Below are 19,932 nucleotides of genomic sequence, written 5' to 3' on the forward strand. Positions count from 1 at the left end.
TCAGACGGTGATCAGAAAATGGCAGCATAATTGCCCCACGCTTTGGGGTACTCTCTGTAACACGCCCCGCATCTTCATCAACAGTTACAAATAACTGTGCAGGGATCCACCCCCGGCTTCGTTCGGAATTATGAAATGTACAGTCATAACGTACAGGCGCTGCAACGGCAGACTGGCCAATAAAAACTGTTCCGGCCATAATAGCTGCACTTGTAATCTTTGTAATTAATTTCAATTTTTTCTCCAAGTTATATTTCCTAAACAGGTGAAACGATGCGTCTACCCGTATTATATGTTATTCTCGTTATCGGCAGTCGCCGATCGCGCGTGGCCAGGGCAGATACCCACGAGGCTGCACAAGAATGGTTGCCTCCATGGTCCTACGGTCAATGAAGGCGGTATACCGTTTTAGCGAGATTTGCCCAATGCTATCTTGCGTATCTAAATCCCATGTCATTGTGAGACGTTTTGCGTTATTCGTTCGAATCCTCGTGACCATCGGCCCGCCATTGAATTCTCTGACAACACCATCATCTACAACTGCTTGGCCATTCGCATCAATGTCAAAGACAACAATTACCGAAACCCATCCACCAGCTCTGTCATCTTCGGGAAACTGACAAACCAATCGTTCGGCCTGTGCGACGCTTGTAAAGGTGAAAACGGTAAGCACCGCTGGAAGGATTTTGTTTTTAAAAAATGATGTCATACATTCTCCATATTTTATTGCTTATACATAAAATATAATGTGTCTTTAGTAATTTTCAAGTCAATCAGGTTGTACTTACAATTTCCAACAACTCAGGGCTAGCTATTCATCGCAAAAGAAAAAGCCCGAAATTCATATTCCGGGCTTCTATATTCGGATCAGAAAATACTTAGAAATACTGGGGCGCAGATCCTGTTTCAGCCGCTTGTGCCAGAAGGTCACCGACGTATTGCGCCACGGACCGGAAGGCGACGACGCGGAAGGATCCGTCTTCTTCCACCCAGAACGCACCGGCCACTTGTGCCAAACGTGTGCGGCGCACATCACCCGTGGTGAACGCATCTGGTGACAGATCGACCGGGGCCAGCTTTGCGAGCACTTCGCGTGGAGCATTGCCTTCGCCTGAAACGTCAAACATCACACGCGCGTCAGACACATTCACCGCAAGGGCGAATTGGTCTTTTAATGCCGTGGACAGAGCCTCAACAATCGCTGGGGCCTGGGCGTGATCGACGACCAACAGCAACTCATCCGAACTCATCCAGGCGACTTTGCCGGATTTGCCCGTGGTTATTTTACGCTGTTCTGGCATGGCGGCACCGGTTGCGGTTTTCACCGCTTTCGCCAGTGCTTTGTCCGCCAGATCACCACGCAGGGTGATCATGCCAGTTAGGCCACATTCCGTCACGGAAGCGAAGCCAGATGAGGCGAAACCTTCCAATGCTGAGGTTGCATTAATTGCTTCAGACATTCTGCTTCTCCCCTTCTTTATCATAGAACACCGCGTCAACGATGCGCGCTTCCACCATGGTTTCACCGTCAACAAGGCCGAATTTCACGGTCTCGCCCATACGGGCTGGGCCGTTGTGGATCAGGCCCATCGCGATGCCTTTGTCCAGCGTCGGTGAATAATAGGTCGAGGTCACACGACCTTCCATATTGCGTTGGCCATTGGCGTTTGTGCCGTCGGCAATCGCATATGCACCATCTGGCAGAACGGATCCATCAAGGGTTTCAAGGCCAACCAGCTGCCAACGATCAGGATTGTCCATAAAGCTGCGTTTTTGTGCGCGTTTGCCAAGGAAGTCTTCCTTCTTCTTGGAAATCGCCCAGTTCAAACCCAGATCCTGTGGAATGATCGTGCCGTCGGTTTCGTCCCCGATCATGATAAAGCCCTTTTCAGCGCGCATCACGTGCAGGCCTTCGGTGCCATAAGGCATGATACCGAATTCTTCGCCGGCTTCCAGCAAAGCATCCCAAAACGCACGGCCCTGGCTGGCAGGAACGGCGATCTCATAGGACAGCTCACCCGAGAATGAAATCCGGTACACCCGGCAGTCAAAGCCACCGATTGTGCCATCTTTCCATTCCATGAACGGCAGGGTTTCTTTGGACACATCCATGCCGCCAAGTTTCTCAAGAACTTTACGCGCATTCGGACCAACAACAGCGACTTGTGCCAATTGTTCGGTGACATTTGCCACGTGAACTTTCCAGTCCCACCATTCAGTCTGAAGCCATTCTTCCATCCAAGCGTGGATACGATCCGCACCGCCAGAAGTCGTGTGGCACAGCCAAGTGTCTTCATCAATGCGGGCAACCACACCATCGTCAGACAGGAAGCCATTTTCAGAGCACATCAGACCATAGCGACATTTTCCGACCTTCAGCGTGGACATCATGTTGGTGTACATCATGTCCATGAATTTGCCGGCGTCTGGACCTTTGACGATCAGTTTACCCAGGGTTGACGCATCCAGAAGACCCACGTTTGACCGTGTGTTCAGGATCTCGCGTTTCACCGCATCCTGGTGGGATTCAGTCCCACGCGGATAGGTATACGGACGACGCCAGTTGCCAACAGGTTCCATATAGGCGCCCTGTTCCTCATGCCAGGCATGCATCGGTGTGCGACGCAAAGGTTGGAAGGTCTCGCCACGGGCTTCGCCACCAATCGCACCCATAGAAATCGGGTGATATGGTGGGCGGAAAGTGGTTGTGCCAACCTGTGGGATTTCCTTACCAAGTGCATCAGCAAGGATCGCCAAACCGTTGATGTTGGACAATTTACCTTGATCGGTCGCCATACCCAAAGTGGTGTAACGTTTGGTGTGCTCGACGCTCTCATAGCCTTCGCGGGCTGCAAGCTGCACGTCAGACACTTTCACGTCGTTCTGGAAATCAAGCCAAGACTTCATGCGTTGCGCATGGGTCGCTTTCTTGGGCATGATCCAAACAGGCGCCATGGCTTCTTCAGCGGTCGCGACCGCCTTAGGGGCCGTTTTACGCGTGGCTGTGAAACCAGACGCTTTCGCTGCCGCCTTGCCCGCATCATGGGCATTCGTCAGCACGTCTGGCGTATCAAGCGCGCCAGATGCAATCCCGGAACAGATCACAAAACCTTCGCCGTTATCCCCCAAAGGTGGGCGTGCTGGATCGGGGGCGAACCAAGCTTGATCGGCGTTCCAGTTCAATTTGCCGCCACAATGGGACCAAAGATGCACAACCGGGGACCAGCCGCCGGACATGGCAACGGCATCACATTTGATTTCCTCACGTGCGCCGCCCTCGCCTTCCATCAGGGAGATCTCAACGCCCGTCACGCGCTTGCCGCCTTTGACTTTCGCGATCGCTTTGCCGGTTTCAACACGGATGCCCATGTCGCGCGCTTTGGCTGACAGGGTGCCGTTGGCTTCGGCACGCGCGTCAACCACCACAGGCACGTCTAGGCCCGCTTCTTTCAACGCAATCGCCGTGCGATAACCATCGTCATTGTTGGTAACCAGCACGGTTTTCTGGCCAGGAACAACGCCCCAGTTGACCAGATAATCACGCATAGACGCCGCCAGCATAACGCCAGGAATATCATTGCCCGCGAAGGACAAAGGACGTTCCAAAGCACCTGTCGCTGTCACGATCTGTTTCGCACGAATGCGCCACAGGCGATGACGTGGGCCATCCATGGTTGGGGCGTGATCTGTCACACGTTCATAACCCAGCGCATAGCCATGATCATAAACGCCCGCGCCCATCATCCGGGTGCGAATGGTGACGTTTTCCATGGCGCGCAGGGCGTCCAGGGTTTCCGTGACCCAAGTGTCCGCGTCTTTGCCGTCGATTTCCGCGCCGTCCACAACCGCACGACCACCGAAATCAGCGGTCTGTTCGATCAACATGACTTTCGCGCCAGACTCCGCCGCAGCCTTGGCAGATTGCAAACCCGCGATGCCGCCACCGACAACCAGCACGTCAACGTAAGCATAGAAATGCTCATATGTGTCCGCGTCGATTTCCTTGGGTGCTGCACCAAGGCCAGCAGAATGGCGCACGATGGGTTCAAACACATGTTTCCAGGCAAAACGCGGGAACATGAAGGTTTTATAGTAGAAACCCGCCGGCAGGAAACGCGCGACATAGTTGTTTACAACACCCACGTCCATTTCAAGGCTGGGCCAGTGGTTCTGGGATTTCGCAGTCAGGCCATCGAATAATTCGGTGGTGGTGACACGTTGGTTGGGCTCAAATTTGGAACCCTCGCCCATGTTCATCAAGGCGTTGGGTTCTTCCGGGCCCGCCGCCACGATCCCACGGGGACGGTGATATTTGAACGACCGACCTAGTAACATTTGGTCATTCGCCAAAAGCGCGGACGCCAATGTGTCGCCTTTAAAACCGGTGAAGGTCTTGCCGTTGAAGGTAAATGTGCGGCTTTCAGAGCGGTCAATCAGACGGCCCTGAGATTGCAGACGGGTGCTCATACGGGCATCTCCCACTCTGGTCGTTTCGCTTTGATCGCGGCAATGACATCTGCCGGGGGCTCATAGGTTTGGGCGCTGTAGGTTGCGAAAACTTCCAACGTCATGGTGCAGCGCGCCGCGTGGAACCACTTGCCGCAGCCATTGGCATGCCGCCAGCGTTCAAAGTTCACGCCTTTGGGGTTCTGGCGCGTAAAGAGGTAGCCCTCAAATTCCGCATCAGTTGAGTCAGGCCCAAAGCGTTTCAGATGGGCTTCGCCACCGCCATGGAATTCAGTTTCTTCGCCGCGCACACCGCAGCAGGGGCAATCAAGGATCAGCATGAAGGGGTCTCCTTAGAAGAACAGAGGGCTGCGCCTGAGCCTGGGTGGGTGCTGTAAGCGCCCTCCCAGGGGGAGGGTCGGGCGCTGCCCGGCGTTGCCGGGCCGTATTGGAACATAGAGAAAAGCATCAGTGCGCCACCCCGGCTGCCACAGATTCATCAATGAAGCGGCCTTGGCGGAAACGATCCAAGCCGAATTCCGCAGCCAATGGACCAGGTTCACCTTTGGCGACCAGTTCGGCCATGGCCCAACCGGAACCCGGGATCGACTTAAAGCCGCCTGTGCCCCAACCGCCGTTGATGAACATATTGCCCACTGGTGTTTTGGAGATGATCGGTGACCGGTCGCCGGTGACATCCACGATCCCGCCCCATTGGCGCAGCATTTTCAGACGTGACACCATTGGGAAGGTTTCGATCAGCGCGCGCACGGTTTCTTCAATATGGTGGAAGGACCCGCGTTGGGTGTAGTTGTTGAACGCGTCTGTGCCGCCGCCGATCACCATCTCGCCTTTGTCGGATTGTGACATATAGCCGTGAACGGTGTTCGCCATCACGACCACATCCATGCAGGGTTTGATCGGCTCAGACACCAGCGCTTGCAGGGCCACAGATTCCATTGGCAGCTCAAAGCCCGCCATATTCGCCATGTGGCCAGAATTGCCCGCAACGATAGAGGCCAGTTTGTTACACCCGATGTGGCCTTTGGTCGTCTCAACGCCGGTGACTTTGCCGCCTTCACGGGTGACACCGGTAACTTCGCATTGCTGGATGATATCCATACCCATATCGGAACAGGCGCGCGCATAGCCCCAGGCCACCGCATCGTGACGCGCCGTGCCGCCGCGTTCCTGCCACAGCGCACCCAAAACAGGGTAACGTGGGCCGTCAATGCGGATAATTGGGCAGAGTTCTTTGACCTTTTCAGGACCGATGAATTCAGTGGCCACACCTTGATACGCGTTGGCTTGCGCCGTGCGTTTATAGCCGCGAATTTCCGCTTCTGTTTGGGCCAGCATCATCACACCACGCGGTGAGAACATAACGTTGTAGTTCAGATCCTGCGACATGGTTTCATAAAGACCACGGGCTTTTTCATAGATCGCAGCGGACGGATCTTGCAGATAGTTGGAACGAATGATCGTTGTGTTACGCCCGGTGTTGCCACCGCCCAGCCAACCTTTTTCAATGATCGCCACATTGGTGATGCCAAAATTCTTACCAAGGTAGAACGCCGTCGCCAAACCATGGCCACCGGCACCGACAATCACGACATCGTATTTCTTTTTCGGCGCGGGGCTGGCCCAAGCCTTTTCCCAACCCTGGTGGTAGCGCGCAGCTTCCCGGGCAATGGCAAACATGGAATAACGCTTCATCGGCAGATCCTCGTCCGTGAATGTGAAAATCGGACGTAAATCGCCCTTTGTATGTCAGATGCAATTTTGCGCGATTTATGCCGCAACTGCCAGCGGCAGATTCACAACATATTGCGACATGGCCCCTCAAATTCTGTCGCAAATCATATCAAAACGCCCCCCGAACTGCGACAAAGCGGGCCACAGCGCCCTGCCCCCTTTTGATTGTGCGTCAGTCAGGTTACATGAAGACAGACCCTGCCCGCCCATCGGGCGAAATCCGGGCAAAGACAAAGGAAATAAGATGTTCTGGCTGACGGCTGCCCTTCTGATCACCATAAGCGCCCTGTTTATCGCCCTGCCCCTGACACGTGGCAGCCTTGATGACGAAGGCGAAACCCAAAGCGATGTCGCATTTTATCGCGCGCAATTGGACGCGCTGGATAAGGATGTGGCGCGTTCGGTGATTTCCCATGAAGAAGCGCAAAGCGCCAAGGTCGAAATTTCACGCCGCCTGCTGGAAGCCGACAAACGCCACAGTCAGGCCGAAATCAACGCCGCACGCCCGGCCCGCCCTTTGGTTGCAGGATTGGTTGTGTTGGCAATCTTTGGCAGCGGCATTGGGCTTTATACCCAATTGGGGGCCCCTGGCGCACAGGATCAGCCCTTGCTTACACGCTATATTGCGGCGGAAGAACGTCGCCTAAACCGTCCGTCCCAGGCACAGGCTGTGTCTGTTGCCCCCGCCAGCACGGCGCAACGAGATCCAGAAGATGTGGCACTGATCGATCAACTGCGTGAGGCCTTGCAATCACGCCAGGATGATCTGCGTGGCCATCAGTTGCTGGTCGCAAATGAAGCCCGTCTTGGCCGTTTTGACAATGCGGCCCAGGCCCAGGCCCAGGTCATTACCATTCTCGGTGATACAGCCACAGCCCAGGATTATGCGGATCAGGCGGATCTGATGGTGCTGGCTGCGAATAATTACGTCTCCCCCGAGGCCGAGACCGCCTTACGTGCAGCATTGGAACGGGATCCTAACAATGGCACGGCGCGATTTTACATGGGGCTGATGCTGGCGCAGATCGGACGTGCGGATATCGCCTTTGAAACCTGGCGTCGCCTGCTGGAACAAAGCCAACCCGATGATCTCTGGGTTCCCGCGATCCGTGGTCAGATCATGCAAGCCGCGCGCGCGGCCGGGGTACGATATGAACTGCCAGCCGAAGGTGCTGCCCCCCTACGCGGCCCCGATCAGGCTGCGGTGGAAGCCGCCAGCGAAATGACACCCGAAGCGCGCCGCGCCATGGTTGAAGGCATGGTTGCAAGCCTTGGCGCACGTCTGGCAGACCAAGGTGGCAGCGCACAAGAATGGGCACAGCTTATCGTTGGGCGCGCCGTATTGGGCGATCGTGCGGGCGCGTCGGCGGTTTTGGCCGAAGCACGTAGCGTCTTTGCTGGTGATCCCGAAGCACTGGCCATGTTTGACCAGGCCGAAGCACAAATTCAGAACATTCCAGAGGTGAATGAATGATACATGATGATCTTGCAGATTTCTTCAGATCCCTCCCCCGAGATCGGGCCATTATGGGGCTGGATCTGGGCACCAAAACCATTGGGCTTGCGGTATCTGACCGGTTGCTGACGATCTCCACCCCATTGGAAACCATCAAGCGCAAAAAGTTTGGCGTAGACGCGGCAAAGCTGCTGGAAATTGCCGGCGTGAAGGAGATTGGCGGGCTGGTTCTTGGTCTGCCCCTGAACATGGATGGCACGGAAGGCCCGCGCTGCCAGGCGACCCGCGCTTTTGCCCGTAATCTGACCGGGTTAACGGACCTGCCGATCGGGTTTCAGGATGAACGCCTGTCCACCGTAGAGGCCGAACGTGTGCTGATTGCGGCGGATACATCACGCAAACGTCGTTCCGAGGTGATTGATTACGTCGCCGCCGGGGTTATCTTACAGTCAGCGCTGGATCGAAAGCGCCATCTGTAAAGGGCCGGATATGAGCAATAAGAAACATGGTGCCGAGGTCTGGAACCGGGACGAGATTGAATCGCCCTGTGTGAACATCTGTGTGATCCAGCCCAAAACCCGGCTGTGCACTGGCTGTGGGCGTTCTATCGATGAAATTCGTGACTGGTCCGCGATGGAAACCAGCGAACGCCGTGACATTATGGCCGCCCTGCCCGAACGTATGACGCAGATGAAACCCGCACGTCGTGGCGGACGCGCGGCACGGCTTAAGCGTTAAGCCATTCCGCAACACCCCCCGCGCATTCCGGGCGAAAATAGATAATTGCGCGCCCATCGGGCCCTGTTTTCACATCATCACGCCAGGGGGCCACACCGTGCAACATATGGCGGTGCATCAAATATGCCTCGCCGGGTTGTGCAGTGACTTCAACGCGTTCGCGGGTTTCAAACACTCTTTTACGTGCAGCCTGATAGGCCGCCGTGACGTCCAATTTGTCCATGTCTTCCGGGGCGATATTTTCCAGCAAAGGCAATAACGCGTCGCGCATGATCACATGGCTCCCCGGCCAGATCACCAGCGGACTTGCCCCCTCAGGCGCGTCATTCACCGGAAGACCCAGCACCCAGGCATGGGGTTCTTCGATGCGCCGCGCCCGGGTTTCCGGATCAGGACGCAGACCATCAAGATGCGCCGCATCCCGGTTCCGGCGATATCCCAGGGCGGCTTCACTTTCACCTTTGCGGGGGCGTGGATAGCCAGGCCAGACAACCGACACCTGCCCCTTGTGCAAAGGCCGTGTCTGGCCAAGTTGTTCAATGAAGTCCATTGCATCACAGATCAGCGGGCCTGAATTATTGACCGTGCCAAGTTCATCATTCTTCAGCGCATCCACGCCAATAAACCAAGTGCCTTCACAATCCAGCCAGACCGCGCGCTCTGCTTCGTCACGAGAGGCCGATAGTGCCGCAGGCCCCGCATGTTCAAGCCAAGACAGAAGCCGTTCATCACGCGAAAACTTCACAAACCCCGTACGTGTAAATTCGTCCTGTAGGCCTACCATCCCATGGCCTTTCTCAGCATATTCAGCGCCACCAGCAAAAGGAAGATCCCAAAGGCACGCTTCAACGGTTTCGGATCCATTGCATGGGCCAGCTTCACCCCATAAGGCGTTGTGATCAAGGTCATAGAAATGATCAGAAAGAATGCCGGGATGTTCACAGCCCCAAGGGTAAAGGGCGGCGTTTCAACCGGGTTTGAGATCAGAAAACCAATCACAGAGGGCACTGCAATAATCACACCAAAGCCCGCCGCCGTGGCAACGGCACGGTGGATCGGTGTGTTATAAAGACTCATCACCGGCACGCCAAAAGACCCGCCGCCAATCCCCATCAAAACGGACAAAAACCCCAGAGCCGGTGACAGGATCATGCGCAGGATGCCTGTTGGCATGGCCTCGCCCAGACGCCATTCCGAGCGGCCAAACGCCATGTAAAGCCCAACGATCATCGCAAGGATGCCAAAGATCCCCTGCAAAGTTGAAGATCGCAGTGACGTCGCCAACATCACGCCAAGGATCGCGCCAATGACAATGCCCGGAAGCCAGGTTTTCAAGATATCCCAATCCACAGCGCCCTTTTTGTTGTGCGACGCAACAGAACGCAACGAGGTCACAATTATCGTGGCCAAAGAAGTTGCCAGACAGACCTGAAACAGGCTGTCGCCCCCATAACCAAGCGCGCTAAATGCATAGAAAAACGCAGGGACCAAAACAATACCCCCGCCGACGCCCAGCATGCCCGCAAGCACCCCAGCAAAGCCCCCGATCACAACCAAAAGCGCGATCATAGGCAGAAGGTCTGAAAGCTCGGGCATTATACGGTCTCCGGTGCTGGCAGTTGATCAAGGGCTGCGATGACAACATCCGTGCCCGCCCCATCCTTATGTGCATTTTCCGATAAATACCGTCTCCAGAGACGCGCGCCAGGGCGACCCGCAAACAGGCCCAGCATATGGCGCGTGATCTGGTTCAGCTTGCCACCATGGGTTAGGTGGCGATCGATATAGGGCAGCATGTCATGCACGATCTGGTCGGGCGTTTTCACAGGGTATTCACCGCCATAAATGCGCTGATCCGCTTCCAGAAGAATGTCAGACGGATTATGATAAGCGGACCGCCCGATCATCACACCATCCAAACCACGTTCAAGCAATTCAATTGCAGTATCAATATCTTGCACACCACCATTCAAGGAAATATGCAGATCCGGGAAAGCCTGTTTCATCTCAAGCACAAGATCATAATCCAGCGGAGGAATGTCGCGGTTCTCTTTCGGTGACAAGCCCTGCAACCAGGCCATACGTGCGTGAATGGTCACCCGAGTGCAGCCCGCCGCGCGGATCTTTTCAAGGAAGTCCGGCAAAATATCACCCGGCACCTGATCATCCACACCAATGCGGCATTTCACGGTGACAGGCACATCGACAGCCTCGCGCATTGCCGTCACACAATCCGCGACCAGTTCCGGTGATTTCATAAGAACCGCACCAAAAGCCCCGCTTTGCACCCGATCCGACGGGCAGCCACAATTGAGGTTCACTTCGTCATACCCATGATCTTCACAGATCTTCGCCGCCTGAGCCAGTTCCATCGGATCAGATCCCCCCAATTGCACCGCCACCGGATGTTCTTCGGGTGAAAAGTTCAGCAAATGCAACGCCCCGCCCCGCACCAGTGCAGGCGATGTCACCATTTCCGTATACAGCAATGTGTCACGCGACATCAGTCGGTGCATGTACCGGCAGTGGCGATCAGTCCATTCCATCATGGGCGCAACAGATAAACGGGCGGAGGTTGTAAGCAGATCAGTCATATGGCTGATTACCGCGCCAGTCTGGCTTTGTGAAGTCCAGTGACAGATCGAGGCCTCTAAAACGCCTTGCGCTTATGGTGAACTCGCTTTGGCCCCATGTCATCTGTCAAGTTTCGCTATTTTCGAACAAACTTCACCGCCAGAATTCCGCCCATTAACGCCAGCATAAACAACAGAACATCCGCGTTTCCGGTGCCAATGACGGGAATTGCAGCACCGGGGCAAAAACCGGTGATCCCCCAGCCAACACCAAAGATTGCGGAACCAATCAAAAGGCGTCTGTCGATCCGACGGTTTTGCGGCAGGTGGAACATACTGTCTGTCAGGGGCGCAGGCCGGCGAAAAATCACGCGATACCCAATGCCCGCAACCAAAAGAGCGCCCCCCATCACAAATGCAAGGCTTGGATCCCAATGGCCTGCGAGGTCAAAAAAGTTCATGACTTTGGCCGGATTGGCCATGCCAGAGATCGAAATGCCCAGGCCAAAAATCAGGCCAATCAGGAAAACAGGTATAAGTTTCATATCATGCCCCTCACAATCCGATGACGTGACGGATGATGTAGACGGTCAGCGCACAGGTCAGCATAAAGGTCAGTGTTGCGGCGATCGAACGGGGGGACAGGCGCGCCATGCCACAAACGCCATGGCCTGATGTGCAGCCCGATCCAAGGGTCACCCCCACGCCGACGATGAAGCCTCCGATCAGGATCATAGGTTTGCTGACGGGCACCTGAATGGCGGGCCATGCGCCGGTTGCGGCAAGTACCAAAAACGGACCGCAGATCATCCCGGCCAAAAGGGCCACGCGCCACCACCTGTCATAACCGCCGAATATTGCCCCGGAAATTATCCCTGTTGCCCCCATGATGCGCCCGTTGAACAACATCAACAACACCGAAGCCAGGCCAATCAGCACGCCCCCGGCCAATGACATCCATGGCGTAAAAACTGTTTCCATTCCGCGTCTCCCCCTTGTTGTGATCTCTGCCAGGTCCGGCAAAAAGCCCATTATTCACATCGCCCGCTGGCCCGAAATGGAGCGCAACACCCTGCATTTCAAGCCCAGCATACTACGGATTTCCCGGAACGTAACGTCGGGAGCCGCTGTCGGGTGAATTGCATCGAATGTTTACAGCTTTGTATACCTGAAGCCGGTGGTGTTTTGAGTTTCCAAGCACTCAAAAACGCGAGTTTGCATCGTTGGCAGAGGAGATAGGAGCAGCTAGCCTAGCGACATTGTAAAAATGATTGGAGCGCCCCATGGACGGAACAACCGCAAATTGCCCGAAGTCCATTCTTGTGTTTGATGAAGCTGATTTGAATTCACTGAATGAGGATTTGATTTCAGTGTTGGCTGCAACTTCTTATATTACGCAGGAGATAAGAGAATTTGTGAAGCTTGCAGATGCAGCTAAGCCAATCACAGATCAAGGCACGGCATTGGATCATATAACAAAGACACAACGCCAGGTTTTTCAACGTTGTTTGATACTTCGAGCGGTCTCTTTTCTAGAAATGTATAGTTCCACCAAGAGAGCTGCACGAAATGACTCTACAGGTATTCTCACTGAGTTAAGGCGGAGCAATGCACCGCGAATAAAGGCTTTGCAAAAATCTCGTATGAAGGAGGTGGCCGAGAAAGTACGGCATCAAGCGTTCGCACATATAGATTTGGAAGGGATCAAAAATTCTTACCGCGAGTGGACCGAAGAGAAATCAACGCAATTCATCCTTGATCCAGATGGTCTGAATACTTGGGATACCTTTGGAGAAACTGTTGTGTACGTTTGGGGATGCGCCAAAGTATTTCAACAAAAAGTGGTAAAGGAGGGACACGGACGGCACAGGAAATCGAAGAAATACAGCAGGAACTTTGGTCTTGGATCCAAGACGTTTGTAGTTTTGCTGTGGAATTCCATGAAAAACTGTTGATGAAGATCAATAGCCATTTGGGTGGGCCTTCGGAGTTGCGCTTAAGTGAATTTAGAATACCCAAAGACCGTTACACGACCCTTGAAGAATTCCGCCTGCCGCTGTACTGCGGTAGGTCAGAAAACTAAGCCCTTATTCAGCCGGAGCTCCCCATGGCCGCTTATCAATATGTCTATCACATGGACGGTGTGTCCAAAACCTACCCAGGTGGCAAGAAATGCTTTGAAAACATTAAGCTATCCTTCCTGCCTGGTGTGAAAATCGGTGTTGTTGGTGTCAACGGCGCCGGTAAATCCACCCTGATGAAAATCATGGCGGGTATGGATAAGGACTTTACGGGCGAGGCCTGGGCCGCTGAGGGCGCGCGCGTTGGGTATCTGCCGCAGGAACCCAAGCTGGATGAAACCCTATCTGTGCGTGAAAACGTTATGAAGGGTGTGCAGGCGAAGAAGGATATTCTGGATCGCTACAATGAGTTGGCGATGAATTATTCCGATGAAACCGCCGAAGAAATGGGCAAGCTTCAGGATGAGATCGACGCGCAGAACCTTTGGGATCTGGACGCGCAGGTTGATGTATCTATGGAAGCGCTGCGTTGCCCTGCGGATGATGCGGATGTTGCGTCCTTGTCCGGTGGTGAGAAACGCCGCGTGGCCCTGTGTCAGCTGTTGCTGGATGCGCCAGATATGTTGCTGCTTGATGAACCGACCAACCACTTGGACGCGGAAACCATCGCTTGGCTGCAACAGCATCTTATTGATTACAAAGGAACAATTCTGATCGTAACCCACGACCGGTATTTCCTTGATGCGATTACGGGCTGGATTTTGGAACTGGACCGCGGTTCAGGAATTCCACATGAGGGCAACTATTCGTCCTGGTTGGAAGCGAAAGCAAAACGTCTGGAACGCGAAGCGAAGGACGATAAATCCAAGCAGAAAACGCTTGAGCGCGAATTGGACTGGATGCGTCAGGGTGCGAAGGCACGTCAGGCGAAATCCAAAGCCCGTATTTCGGCCTATAACGAACTGGCGAACCAATCTGAGCGTGAAAAACTTGCGAATGCGCAGATCGTTATCCCCAACGGCCAGCGCCTGGGGAATAAGGTGATTGAGGTCAATGGTCTGAAGAAAGCCATGGGCGACAAGCTGTTGGTCGAAGACCTGACATTTGCCCTGCCCCCCGGTGGTATTGTGGGTGTAATCGGTCCGAACGGCGCCGGTAAAACCACGCTGTTTAAGATGCTGACCGGGCAGGAACAGCCGGATGAGGGCACGGTTGAATATGGCGATACGGTGCAGCTGTCTTATGTGGACCAGTCCCGTGACGATCTGAACCCGGATGAAAACGTCTGGGAAGCGATTGCCGATGGTCTGGATGTGATCCAACTGGGGGATGCGGAAGTGAACGCGCGGGCCTATTGTTCTGCGTTTAACTTCAAAGGCTCCACCCAACAGAAGAAGGTTTCTTTGCTGTCTGGTGGTGAACGCAACCGTGTGCATATGGCGCGTTTGCTGCGTTCTGGCGGCAACGTATTGCTGCTCGATGAACCTACGAACGACTTGGACGTTGAAACGCTTCGTGCGCTTGAAGATGCGCTGGTGGATTTCGCGGGCTGTGCGGTTGTGATCTCGCACGATCGTTTCTTCCTTGACCGGATTTGCACCCACATGCTGGCCTTTGAAGGCGATGCGCATGTGGAATGGTTCGAGGGCAACTTCGCGGACTATGAGGAAGACAAGAAACGTCGCCTCGGCCCCGATGCGTTGGAGCCTAAGCGGATCAAGCACAAGAAGTTTGTGAGGTAATCCACATCACTCCTAGGGCGCGCTCTCCTCTTTTAACTTCTCAAGAAGTTGGGTGCGCGCGCTTCCATCACTATTTTTTCCCACGATTAAATGTAGCTCGGCAGAAGATACTTGTGCTTGATGCAGTTCGTACAGCGCGTTTAGTATCTTTCGATCATCCGGTGGCGGTAAAAGCTTTAATATCTCACGCCCAGTTCGCGTTATAAGCATAACTGGAGTGTGAAGATTTGATGCCGCCTTTACGATAAGTTGCAGATTTCCAGATATCCAATGAGCATAGCGATTTTGATCTGGTTCGGCTGTATGTTCGATGTTGCCACTTACTTCAGATAAAAGCCCTATTTCTTCCAAAAAACTTACATCAAGTAACTTACCCCCTTTAAGGTTACCTTGCTTGATTAAGGATCTGCTATCGAGAATAAGTACGCACTCTCGTTGGAATATTTCTGCAATATCGTTGTCCAACTCTGATAAAAAACGCATCGTCGAAAGTGAAAACTCGCCTTGTTTGCGTATTTCCCCCGCCAAAACTTTCGCCCAAAGGCCCTGCATCCGCTCTGTACTGGCTTTCTCGGCATAACCCTCAAAATAACTCAGCCAATCTTTGTCGATGGGATCTTCCGACGAAATGGGGGCCTCTGATGAGTTAAGCTCTTCAACTGCACGCAGAGCGACTCTATTTTTGTTTTCGAGTTTGCGGATTTGAGAGGCTGTGATTTCTGTCGAAACGATGCCTTCCAAAATTTCTTGGCTTGCTTCAGGCAGCGCACTGAACTCTGTGTCAGCCTCAATCGATCTGAGTTTGATTTTGTTTCTTGCCCTAGCACGCTCTGTAACACCTTCGAGATATGCACAGGGTAGGTCAATTACTCCGCCGCACAGCCGATCAAAAGCTGCCACTGCCCGACTGGAAGCCCCGACACGCAGCCCTCGATCCTCAAGGGAAGCTGAAAGTGAGACATTTCGATCAAGGTGGTCGTCTTCAGGCATGAGTGCTCCAAAATGAAATGTTATAATGCTTGGAACCATAGCCACGTTAGATAGCATGTCCAATCGTAATTCTTCCGTGAGATGAAATGACTGATCTCCCGTGGGGAGGGTCGGGGGCTGCCCGGCGGGGCCGGGTAAGAGTTGATTAATTTATTCCCAAGGTCATCGATCTACATGGGTCATATTTCGCCATATGGGCACTTAGAATGCATCTGTCTCGGGGACGTTGCCGTGTCGGGCGAGAAATGTCGGGGTGCTGACCTCGCCGGAATTCATGTCCTCAACCACCATATAGGCGTCGGCGCCAACGCAGCCCTCAGAGCGGGCTTCGCGTTCGGCGCGTTCTTCGGCGGCCGAAGGTGACGTGTATTGGAACAGTTTGCCCAATTGCAAAGCGCCTTGTTGGGCATGCGCGTCACTTTTGGCGGTGTATGTTTGGCAAATGTAGTGGGGCTTTGAGGCGGCTTCAGTGTTTTCATTCATGGCAGTTATCCTAAACACATTCAGAACAAAATAGGAACATTCTCGACCATTGGCAAGATGATTTAACCGTTTCGGGAAGACAAGACGGTAGATGTGGTTCGAGCCTACCCGCCAGGTACGGCGCGGGTCGGGTTGGTGAGTTCAGCCTATTGCAAAACCTCATAAGCCTGCACTGAAAATCAGTTTTTTGTTGTGATGATTTTGGGAGAATATCGCTCGCTCATGCTAGACCTAGGTCCTATTGCCATCGCTAAGATCGTAAATCACGCTGGAGCATCTCAGGAAGTGATTTATCCAAATATGGTGTCCCCAAGTGGGGTGCATCAATTTAGATGACTGTTTTCAACGAGATGGTGAAATGGTGGGCGACCCTGGAATCGAACCAGGCGTGAGTCACCTCGAGGGAGTTACAGTCCCCTGCCACACCTTGCGGCCTGACGCCCAACCTGTCGCTGGATCTATAGTTACCCGGCGGGGGCGTCAACAGGAAAACTCACATTTTTCTGCAAAATATCACAACAAATGTCTGCTTGCGTCCGGGCGCTGCAGCGTCCATCTTAGCCAGCGGTATCAAGGCGGTGTCAGAGAACCGCAAAGCAAGGATCAAACGATGAAAAAGCCAAAGTGGGTTGTCGAAAAAGAACAGGCGCGTCGTGCATCAGCCCAGGAAACGCTCTGGCTGTTTGGTTTGCATGCGGTGCGCGATGCGCTTTTGAACCCTGCGCGTGAGAAACTGCGCCTGGTGGTGACCAAAAACGCCTATGACAAACTGGCGGAAGACATTGCGAAAAGTGGTGTTGAACCCGAAATGACCGATCCGCGCAAATTCGACGTGCCGCTGGACAAGCAATCGGTGCACCAGGGCGCCGCCCTTGAGGTGAAACCTCTGAACTGGGGATCCGTGGAAGAGTGTTGCATGGCAGTTGATGGTCAGGTGCCGCGATTGCTGCTGCTGGACCGTGTAACCGATCCCCATAATGTGGGTGCGATCCTGCGGTCGGCAGAAGTGTTTGGCGCACGTGCGGTTATTGCCCCCCACCGGCATTCTGCCCCCGAAACCGGGGCGCTTGCAAAAACCGCATCCGGTGCGCTGGAACGTCAGCCTTATCTGCGGATCAAAAACCTTGCGGACACAATGGAGCACCTGCGCAAGATGGGATACATCCTGCTGGGGCTGGATGGCACCGCAGAGATGAGCGTGGAAGACGCCGCAAGCCAATATAAAGGCCGCCCTGTGGCGCTTGTGCTTGGTGCGGAAGGCCCTGGCCTACGCGAACGTACCAAGGAAACCTGTGATCATCTGGTGAAAGTCGATTTCGCGGGTGGTTTTGGGTCTCTGAACGTGTCCAACGCGGCGGCGGTCGGTCTGTATGCGGTGACCAAAGGCTGAAAACAGCCGACATTTTCACGAAGATCGGCGGAATTCTTCACATCAGCTTCACGAAGCGGTTACAAACCCTTCCTATCCTGATGAAGATACCTATCTGATTAAACAGGAAGCAAGATCTGGAACATCCGCTTCCTCCTGTCCCTCGTTCCACCCCTGGCGCCCGTTCCCCGACGGGCGCCATTTTCTTTGGCCTTTACCCTTTGCGCCGGGCGCCTGTTAGATGTGCGGCCACCGCCCCGGCTTGATAATACCGCGCCATGATCTGACTGCGCTTTTCGCGGTAGTTTGGAACGGCAGGAACCGGAAACACGGATCTGTCCCCGCGCAATGCCCATTGGGCGGCAGCCTGACCAAAGACCGTGCCCGGCCCGATCCCCCGACCCGAATAGCCAAAGATCGAAATTCTGTTGTCGCCTGTTTCCATAATTTTCGGAACGTGATCCCCCGTCATGGCGATCCGCCCGTGCCAGCCGTGACTGAACCCCTGCCCTTTCAGATCCGGGAAGATCTGTGCCATTTTACGCGCGGCCCAGCTGAAGTGCACCCGTTCCCCAGGGGCGTCCAGTTGACCGACGCCGCCGATGATCAATCGCCCTGCTGCATCCAGGCGAAATGAGGACATGACCATCGCCGTATCCCAGCACCCTTCGCCGCCGGGTAGGATCTTGCGGCGCAACTCATCAGGCAAAGGATCTGTGGCGCATTGCATGTAATAAACCGGCGTATAGCGCGGGGGTGTCTTGCGACATTCATAAGCGTTGGTGGCCTCGATCAGCTGGCTTGCTTTTACGCTGCCCTCGCGGGTTTCCAGACGCCAGCCTGTGCCGTCGGCCACCGCGCGGATCACTTCGCTGTCTTCAAACAGCTGCGCCCCGTTGTCACGTGCTGCCCGGGCAAGTCCACGCGCATAGGCTAGGGGTTGCAGGGTTCCGGCACGCGCATCATGCAGTGCGCCATGAAACAATCTGGTGCCCAGACGTTCTGCGGCCTCTTCGCGCGACAGAAGCGTGACCGGGGCGTTGCGGGCCTTTTGCTGGGCCAGGCGGGCCTTAAGATCTGCAAGGCCTTTTTCACTATGGGCGCAATGCAATGTGCCGGTTTTCGTCAACTCGCATTCTATATTATGCTTTTCAATCAGCGCCATAACCAGTGCAGGCGCACCCGCAAGGGCAGCGTTCAATTTCTTACCACTGGTGTCACCGATCAGAGTTTCGACCTCATCCGGAGGGGTCCAGAGACCTGCATTGATCAGCCCGACATTGCGGCCAGAGCCACCATATCCCATGCTGCGCGCTTCCAGAAGAACGACAGATTTCCCGGCTTCCGCCAGCTGCAATGCCGCCGAAAGCCCTGTATATCCGCCGCCGATAATGGCAACGTCGGCCGTGATATCTGCTTCTAGACGTGCGAAAGGGGTGATCGCCGGTGCGGTTGCGGCCCAGAGGTTTTCCATCCTGTTCTCCTGTGATGTGGGAACGGGGCGCATCAGCATCCCCCGCGACAGATAACCTGATTTCCACAGAATAAAAAAGCGCAATTTCAATGATATTGCATGAGAATTTGGAATGCTAAACGAAGGCGATTAAGGGATCATCGCCGAGCAGCCAGGCCTGTGGCGCAAAGATGAAACAACAGGGTTTCACAAGATGCACAATCTATGCACAAGTTATGCATATACTATGCATACACGGCGCGCGGCGGATTTAGGTGCTGTTTACGGATTGAATTGAGGGATTTGCGATGAACGACTTTGATATTTCAAAAAATGGAATCTCGCTTGGACTGACCTGGGACATCTTGTTTCTGGTTGGGCTTGCCGCGTTTTTCATCTTGATTACGCGTCTAACCTGGAAGACCCATCGGCGAAAACTACCCACTTGGTTGTTATACTGGACTAACACCCCACTGCGCCTTTCTATATTTTCTCTGCTCGCAATCCTTACCGGAATGTTTGCGCTGGTCGGCCTCATCCTATTCTTCAATTTGTATGGCGCGGTATGGATTCCGGGATGGGCAGTTTCTGACACTAGGTCTGGAGTGATTGGCGATCTCATCACAGGATTGATCGCTCTTTTTGGTGTGCCATTTGCGATTTGGAGAATTTTGATAGCGAGCCAGCAAGCAAACATCGCAGACAAAGGTCTTATCGCTGAGCGCTTCAGCAAAGCAGTTTCACAGATCACCGCAGAGTACCCAGAAGGTAAACCCAATATTATCAGTCGCATCAGCGGCCTAAATGAAATGGCGCAGATTGCCCAAGATTATGGGGAAACCTATCAGCGGCTGTCTGACGTCAGCACCCGTTGGACAGATTTGAGGATTTGAATAAAGGAGGATT

Annotated in this window: 20 protein-coding genes, 1 tRNA gene and 1 pseudogene; 7 read left to right on the plus strand and 15 right to left on the minus strand. The window is 54.1% G+C overall.

Annotation, left to right across the window (positions count from 1 at the left end):
* From ACPGUT_RS13480 to ACPGUT_RS13505, 6 genes and pseudogenes are all read right to left on the minus strand, one after another.
* Nucleotides 1-247 (minus strand): annotated as a pseudogene (locus tag ACPGUT_RS13480) (hypothetical protein); the annotation flags it as partial.
* Between the two features lie 57 nt (nucleotides 248-304).
* Nucleotides 305-709 (minus strand): hypothetical protein, encoded by a 405-nt coding sequence (locus ACPGUT_RS13485; RefSeq protein ID WP_423992241.1) that lies wholly within the window; start codon nucleotides 707-709, stop codon nucleotides 305-307.
* Between the two features lie 169 nt (nucleotides 710-878).
* Nucleotides 879-1,460 (minus strand): sarcosine oxidase subunit gamma, encoded by a 582-nt coding sequence (locus ACPGUT_RS13490; protein ID WP_423992243.1) that lies wholly within the window; start codon nucleotides 1,458-1,460, stop codon nucleotides 879-881.
* The gene (locus tag ACPGUT_RS13495; protein ID WP_423992245.1) at nucleotides 1,453-4,467 is read right to left on the minus strand and encodes a sarcosine oxidase subunit alpha family protein; all 3,015 of its coding nucleotides are present in this window, start codon (nucleotides 4,465-4,467) and stop codon (nucleotides 1,453-1,455) included. Before ACPGUT_RS13495 ends, ACPGUT_RS13490 begins: the two co-directional genes overlap by 8 nt.
* Nucleotides 4,464-4,787: a sarcosine oxidase subunit delta gene (locus ACPGUT_RS13500; RefSeq protein ID WP_423992247.1), complete on the minus strand. Its 324-nt coding sequence runs from the start codon at nucleotides 4,785-4,787 to the stop codon at nucleotides 4,464-4,466. The genes ACPGUT_RS13495 and ACPGUT_RS13500 overlap by 4 nt, the downstream gene beginning before the upstream one ends.
* A 127-nt stretch (nucleotides 4,788-4,914) precedes the next feature.
* The gene (locus tag ACPGUT_RS13505) at nucleotides 4,915-6,162 is read right to left on the minus strand and encodes a sarcosine oxidase subunit beta family protein (RefSeq protein ID WP_423992249.1); all 1,248 of its coding nucleotides are present in this window, start codon (nucleotides 6,160-6,162) and stop codon (nucleotides 4,915-4,917) included.
* 283 nt (nucleotides 6,163-6,445) lie between these two features.
* Here ACPGUT_RS13505 and ccmI point away from each other — a divergent pair, with 283 nt between their 5' ends.
* The 3 genes from ccmI to ACPGUT_RS13520 are packed head-to-tail and all read left to right on the plus strand — an operon-like array spanning nucleotide 6,446 to nucleotide 8,395.
* Nucleotides 6,446-7,675, plus strand: coding sequence for a c-type cytochrome biogenesis protein CcmI (gene ccmI / locus ACPGUT_RS13510; RefSeq protein WP_423992251.1), 1,230 nt, complete (start codon nucleotides 6,446-6,448; stop codon nucleotides 7,673-7,675).
* A complete protein-coding gene (ruvX, locus tag ACPGUT_RS13515) occupies nucleotides 7,672-8,136 on the plus strand; it encodes a Holliday junction resolvase RuvX (protein ID WP_423992253.1) in 465 nt (154 codons plus the stop codon). The genes ccmI and ruvX overlap by 4 nt, the downstream gene beginning before the upstream one ends.
* Before the next feature lie 10 nt (nucleotides 8,137-8,146).
* A complete protein-coding gene (locus ACPGUT_RS13520; protein WP_423992255.1) occupies nucleotides 8,147-8,395 on the plus strand; it encodes a DUF1289 domain-containing protein in 249 nt (82 codons plus the stop codon).
* On the opposite strand, the gene ACPGUT_RS13525 is transcribed toward ACPGUT_RS13520, so the two are convergent.
* The 5 genes from ACPGUT_RS13525 to ACPGUT_RS13545 form a co-directional block, all read right to left on the minus strand.
* Nucleotides 8,385-9,179 carry a hypothetical protein gene (locus ACPGUT_RS13525; RefSeq protein WP_423992257.1) on the minus strand — a complete coding sequence of 265 codons (795 nt, stop codon included), beginning with the start codon at nucleotides 9,177-9,179 and terminating at the stop codon, nucleotides 8,385-8,387. The two genes, ACPGUT_RS13520 and ACPGUT_RS13525, sit on opposite strands and share 11 nt — an antisense overlap.
* Complete coding sequence (locus ACPGUT_RS13530; RefSeq protein ID WP_423992259.1) at nucleotides 9,173-9,991, minus strand: sulfite exporter TauE/SafE family protein; 819 nt, start codon at nucleotides 9,989-9,991, stop codon at nucleotides 9,173-9,175. Before ACPGUT_RS13530 ends, ACPGUT_RS13525 begins: the two co-directional genes overlap by 7 nt.
* Nucleotides 9,991-10,989 (minus strand): tRNA dihydrouridine(20/20a) synthase DusA, encoded by a 999-nt coding sequence (dusA, locus tag ACPGUT_RS13535; RefSeq protein ID WP_423992261.1) that lies wholly within the window; start codon nucleotides 10,987-10,989, stop codon nucleotides 9,991-9,993. Before dusA ends, ACPGUT_RS13530 begins: the two co-directional genes overlap by 1 nt.
* 116 nt (nucleotides 10,990-11,105) lie before the next feature.
* The gene (locus ACPGUT_RS13540; protein ID WP_423992263.1) at nucleotides 11,106-11,513 is read right to left on the minus strand and encodes a DUF6691 family protein; all 408 of its coding nucleotides are present in this window, start codon (nucleotides 11,511-11,513) and stop codon (nucleotides 11,106-11,108) included.
* Nucleotides 11,514-11,523: 10 nt separating this feature from the next.
* A complete protein-coding gene (locus ACPGUT_RS13545) occupies nucleotides 11,524-11,949 on the minus strand; it encodes a YeeE/YedE family protein (protein WP_423992265.1) in 426 nt (141 codons plus the stop codon).
* 302 nt (nucleotides 11,950-12,251) lie between these two features.
* Here ACPGUT_RS13545 and ACPGUT_RS13550 point away from each other — a divergent pair, with 302 nt between their 5' ends.
* Together ACPGUT_RS13550 and ettA are read left to right on the plus strand one after the other, a co-directional pair.
* Nucleotides 12,252-12,923 (plus strand): hypothetical protein, encoded by a 672-nt coding sequence (locus tag ACPGUT_RS13550; RefSeq protein WP_423992267.1) that lies wholly within the window; start codon nucleotides 12,252-12,254, stop codon nucleotides 12,921-12,923.
* A gap of 152 nt (nucleotides 12,924-13,075) precedes the next feature.
* Nucleotides 13,076-14,731, plus strand: coding sequence for an energy-dependent translational throttle protein EttA (gene ettA, locus ACPGUT_RS13555; RefSeq protein ID WP_423992269.1), 1,656 nt, complete (start codon nucleotides 13,076-13,078; stop codon nucleotides 14,729-14,731).
* Nucleotides 14,732-14,743: 12 nt separating this feature from the next.
* Here ettA and ACPGUT_RS13560 read toward each other — a convergent pair whose 3' ends face one another.
* The 3 genes from ACPGUT_RS13560 to ACPGUT_RS13570 all read right to left on the minus strand — a co-directional run bounded on the left by ACPGUT_RS13560 (nucleotide 14,744) and on the right by ACPGUT_RS13570 (nucleotide 16,647).
* Entirely contained in the window at nucleotides 14,744-15,721 is a 978-nt protein-coding gene (locus tag ACPGUT_RS13560; protein ID WP_423992271.1) for a DUF2806 domain-containing protein, read from the minus strand.
* 201 nt (nucleotides 15,722-15,922) lie between these two features.
* Nucleotides 15,923-16,204: a hypothetical protein gene (locus ACPGUT_RS13565; protein WP_423992273.1), complete on the minus strand. Its 282-nt coding sequence runs from the start codon at nucleotides 16,202-16,204 to the stop codon at nucleotides 15,923-15,925.
* Nucleotides 16,205-16,563: 359 nt separating this feature from the next.
* Nucleotides 16,564-16,647: transfer RNA gene (locus tag ACPGUT_RS13570), tRNA-Tyr, on the minus strand.
* 167 nt (nucleotides 16,648-16,814) lie between these two features.
* On the opposite strand from ACPGUT_RS13570, the gene rlmB reads away from it, so the two are divergent.
* Nucleotides 16,815-17,594: a 23S rRNA (guanosine(2251)-2'-O)-methyltransferase RlmB gene (gene rlmB / locus ACPGUT_RS13575; RefSeq protein WP_423992275.1), complete on the plus strand. Its 780-nt coding sequence runs from the start codon at nucleotides 16,815-16,817 to the stop codon at nucleotides 17,592-17,594.
* Between the two features lie 193 nt (nucleotides 17,595-17,787).
* On the opposite strand, the gene ACPGUT_RS13580 is transcribed toward rlmB, so the two are convergent.
* Nucleotides 17,788-19,047: an NAD(P)/FAD-dependent oxidoreductase gene (locus ACPGUT_RS13580; RefSeq protein WP_423992277.1), complete on the minus strand. Its 1,260-nt coding sequence runs from the start codon at nucleotides 19,045-19,047 to the stop codon at nucleotides 17,788-17,790.
* Between the two features lie 287 nt (nucleotides 19,048-19,334).
* Between ACPGUT_RS13580 and ACPGUT_RS13585 the strand changes: the two genes are divergently transcribed.
* The gene (locus tag ACPGUT_RS13585; protein ID WP_423992279.1) at nucleotides 19,335-19,919 is read left to right on the plus strand and encodes a hypothetical protein; all 585 of its coding nucleotides are present in this window, start codon (nucleotides 19,335-19,337) and stop codon (nucleotides 19,917-19,919) included.
* The last annotated feature ends 13 nt before the right edge of the window (nucleotides 19,920-19,932 follow it).

The organism is Halocynthiibacter sp., from assembly GCF_049608145.1.
In the GTDB taxonomy this organism is placed as follows: domain Bacteria; phylum Pseudomonadota; class Alphaproteobacteria; order Rhodobacterales; family Rhodobacteraceae; genus Halocynthiibacter.

Bases quoted from the DNA above. Each gene is read 5' to 3' on its own strand.
- ACPGUT_RS13485 (WP_423992241.1), bottom strand. From the start codon at position 709: ATGACATCATTTTTTAAAAACAAAATCCTTCCAGCGGTGCTTACCGTT.
- ACPGUT_RS13490 (WP_423992243.1), bottom strand. From the start codon at position 1,460: ATGTCTGAAGCAATTAATGCAACCTCAGCATTGGAAGGTTTCGCCTCA.
- ACPGUT_RS13495 (WP_423992245.1), bottom strand. From the start codon at position 4,467: ATGAGCACCCGTCTGCAATCTCAGGGCCGTCTGATTGACCGCTCTGAA.
- ACPGUT_RS13500 (WP_423992247.1), bottom strand. From the start codon at position 4,787: ATGCTGATCCTTGATTGCCCCTGCTGCGGTGTGCGCGGCGAAGAAACT.
- ACPGUT_RS13505 (WP_423992249.1), bottom strand. From the start codon at position 6,162: ATGAAGCGTTATTCCATGTTTGCCATTGCCCGGGAAGCTGCGCGCTAC.
- ccmI (WP_423992251.1), top strand. From the start codon at position 6,446: ATGTTCTGGCTGACGGCTGCCCTTCTGATCACCATAAGCGCCCTGTTT.
- ruvX (WP_423992253.1), top strand. From the start codon at position 7,672: ATGATACATGATGATCTTGCAGATTTCTTCAGATCCCTCCCCCGAGAT.
- ACPGUT_RS13520 (WP_423992255.1), top strand. From the start codon at position 8,147: ATGAGCAATAAGAAACATGGTGCCGAGGTCTGGAACCGGGACGAGATT.
- ACPGUT_RS13525 (WP_423992257.1), bottom strand. From the start codon at position 9,179: ATGGTAGGCCTACAGGACGAATTTACACGTACGGGGTTTGTGAAGTTT.
- ACPGUT_RS13530 (WP_423992259.1), bottom strand. From the start codon at position 9,991: ATGCCCGAGCTTTCAGACCTTCTGCCTATGATCGCGCTTTTGGTTGTG.
- dusA (WP_423992261.1), bottom strand. From the start codon at position 10,989: ATGACTGATCTGCTTACAACCTCCGCCCGTTTATCTGTTGCGCCCATG.
- ACPGUT_RS13540 (WP_423992263.1), bottom strand. From the start codon at position 11,513: ATGAAACTTATACCTGTTTTCCTGATTGGCCTGATTTTTGGCCTGGGC.
- ACPGUT_RS13545 (WP_423992265.1), bottom strand. From the start codon at position 11,949: ATGGAAACAGTTTTTACGCCATGGATGTCATTGGCCGGGGGCGTGCTG.
- ACPGUT_RS13550 (WP_423992267.1), top strand. From the start codon at position 12,252: ATGGACGGAACAACCGCAAATTGCCCGAAGTCCATTCTTGTGTTTGAT.
- ettA (WP_423992269.1), top strand. From the start codon at position 13,076: ATGGCCGCTTATCAATATGTCTATCACATGGACGGTGTGTCCAAAACC.
- ACPGUT_RS13560 (WP_423992271.1), bottom strand. From the start codon at position 15,721: ATGCCTGAAGACGACCACCTTGATCGAAATGTCTCACTTTCAGCTTCC.
- ACPGUT_RS13565 (WP_423992273.1), bottom strand. From the start codon at position 16,204: ATGAATGAAAACACTGAAGCCGCCTCAAAGCCCCACTACATTTGCCAA.
- rlmB (WP_423992275.1), top strand. From the start codon at position 16,815: ATGAAAAAGCCAAAGTGGGTTGTCGAAAAAGAACAGGCGCGTCGTGCA.
- ACPGUT_RS13580 (WP_423992277.1), bottom strand. From the start codon at position 19,047: ATGGAAAACCTCTGGGCCGCAACCGCACCGGCGATCACCCCTTTCGCA.
- ACPGUT_RS13585 (WP_423992279.1), top strand. From the start codon at position 19,335: ATGAACGACTTTGATATTTCAAAAAATGGAATCTCGCTTGGACTGACC.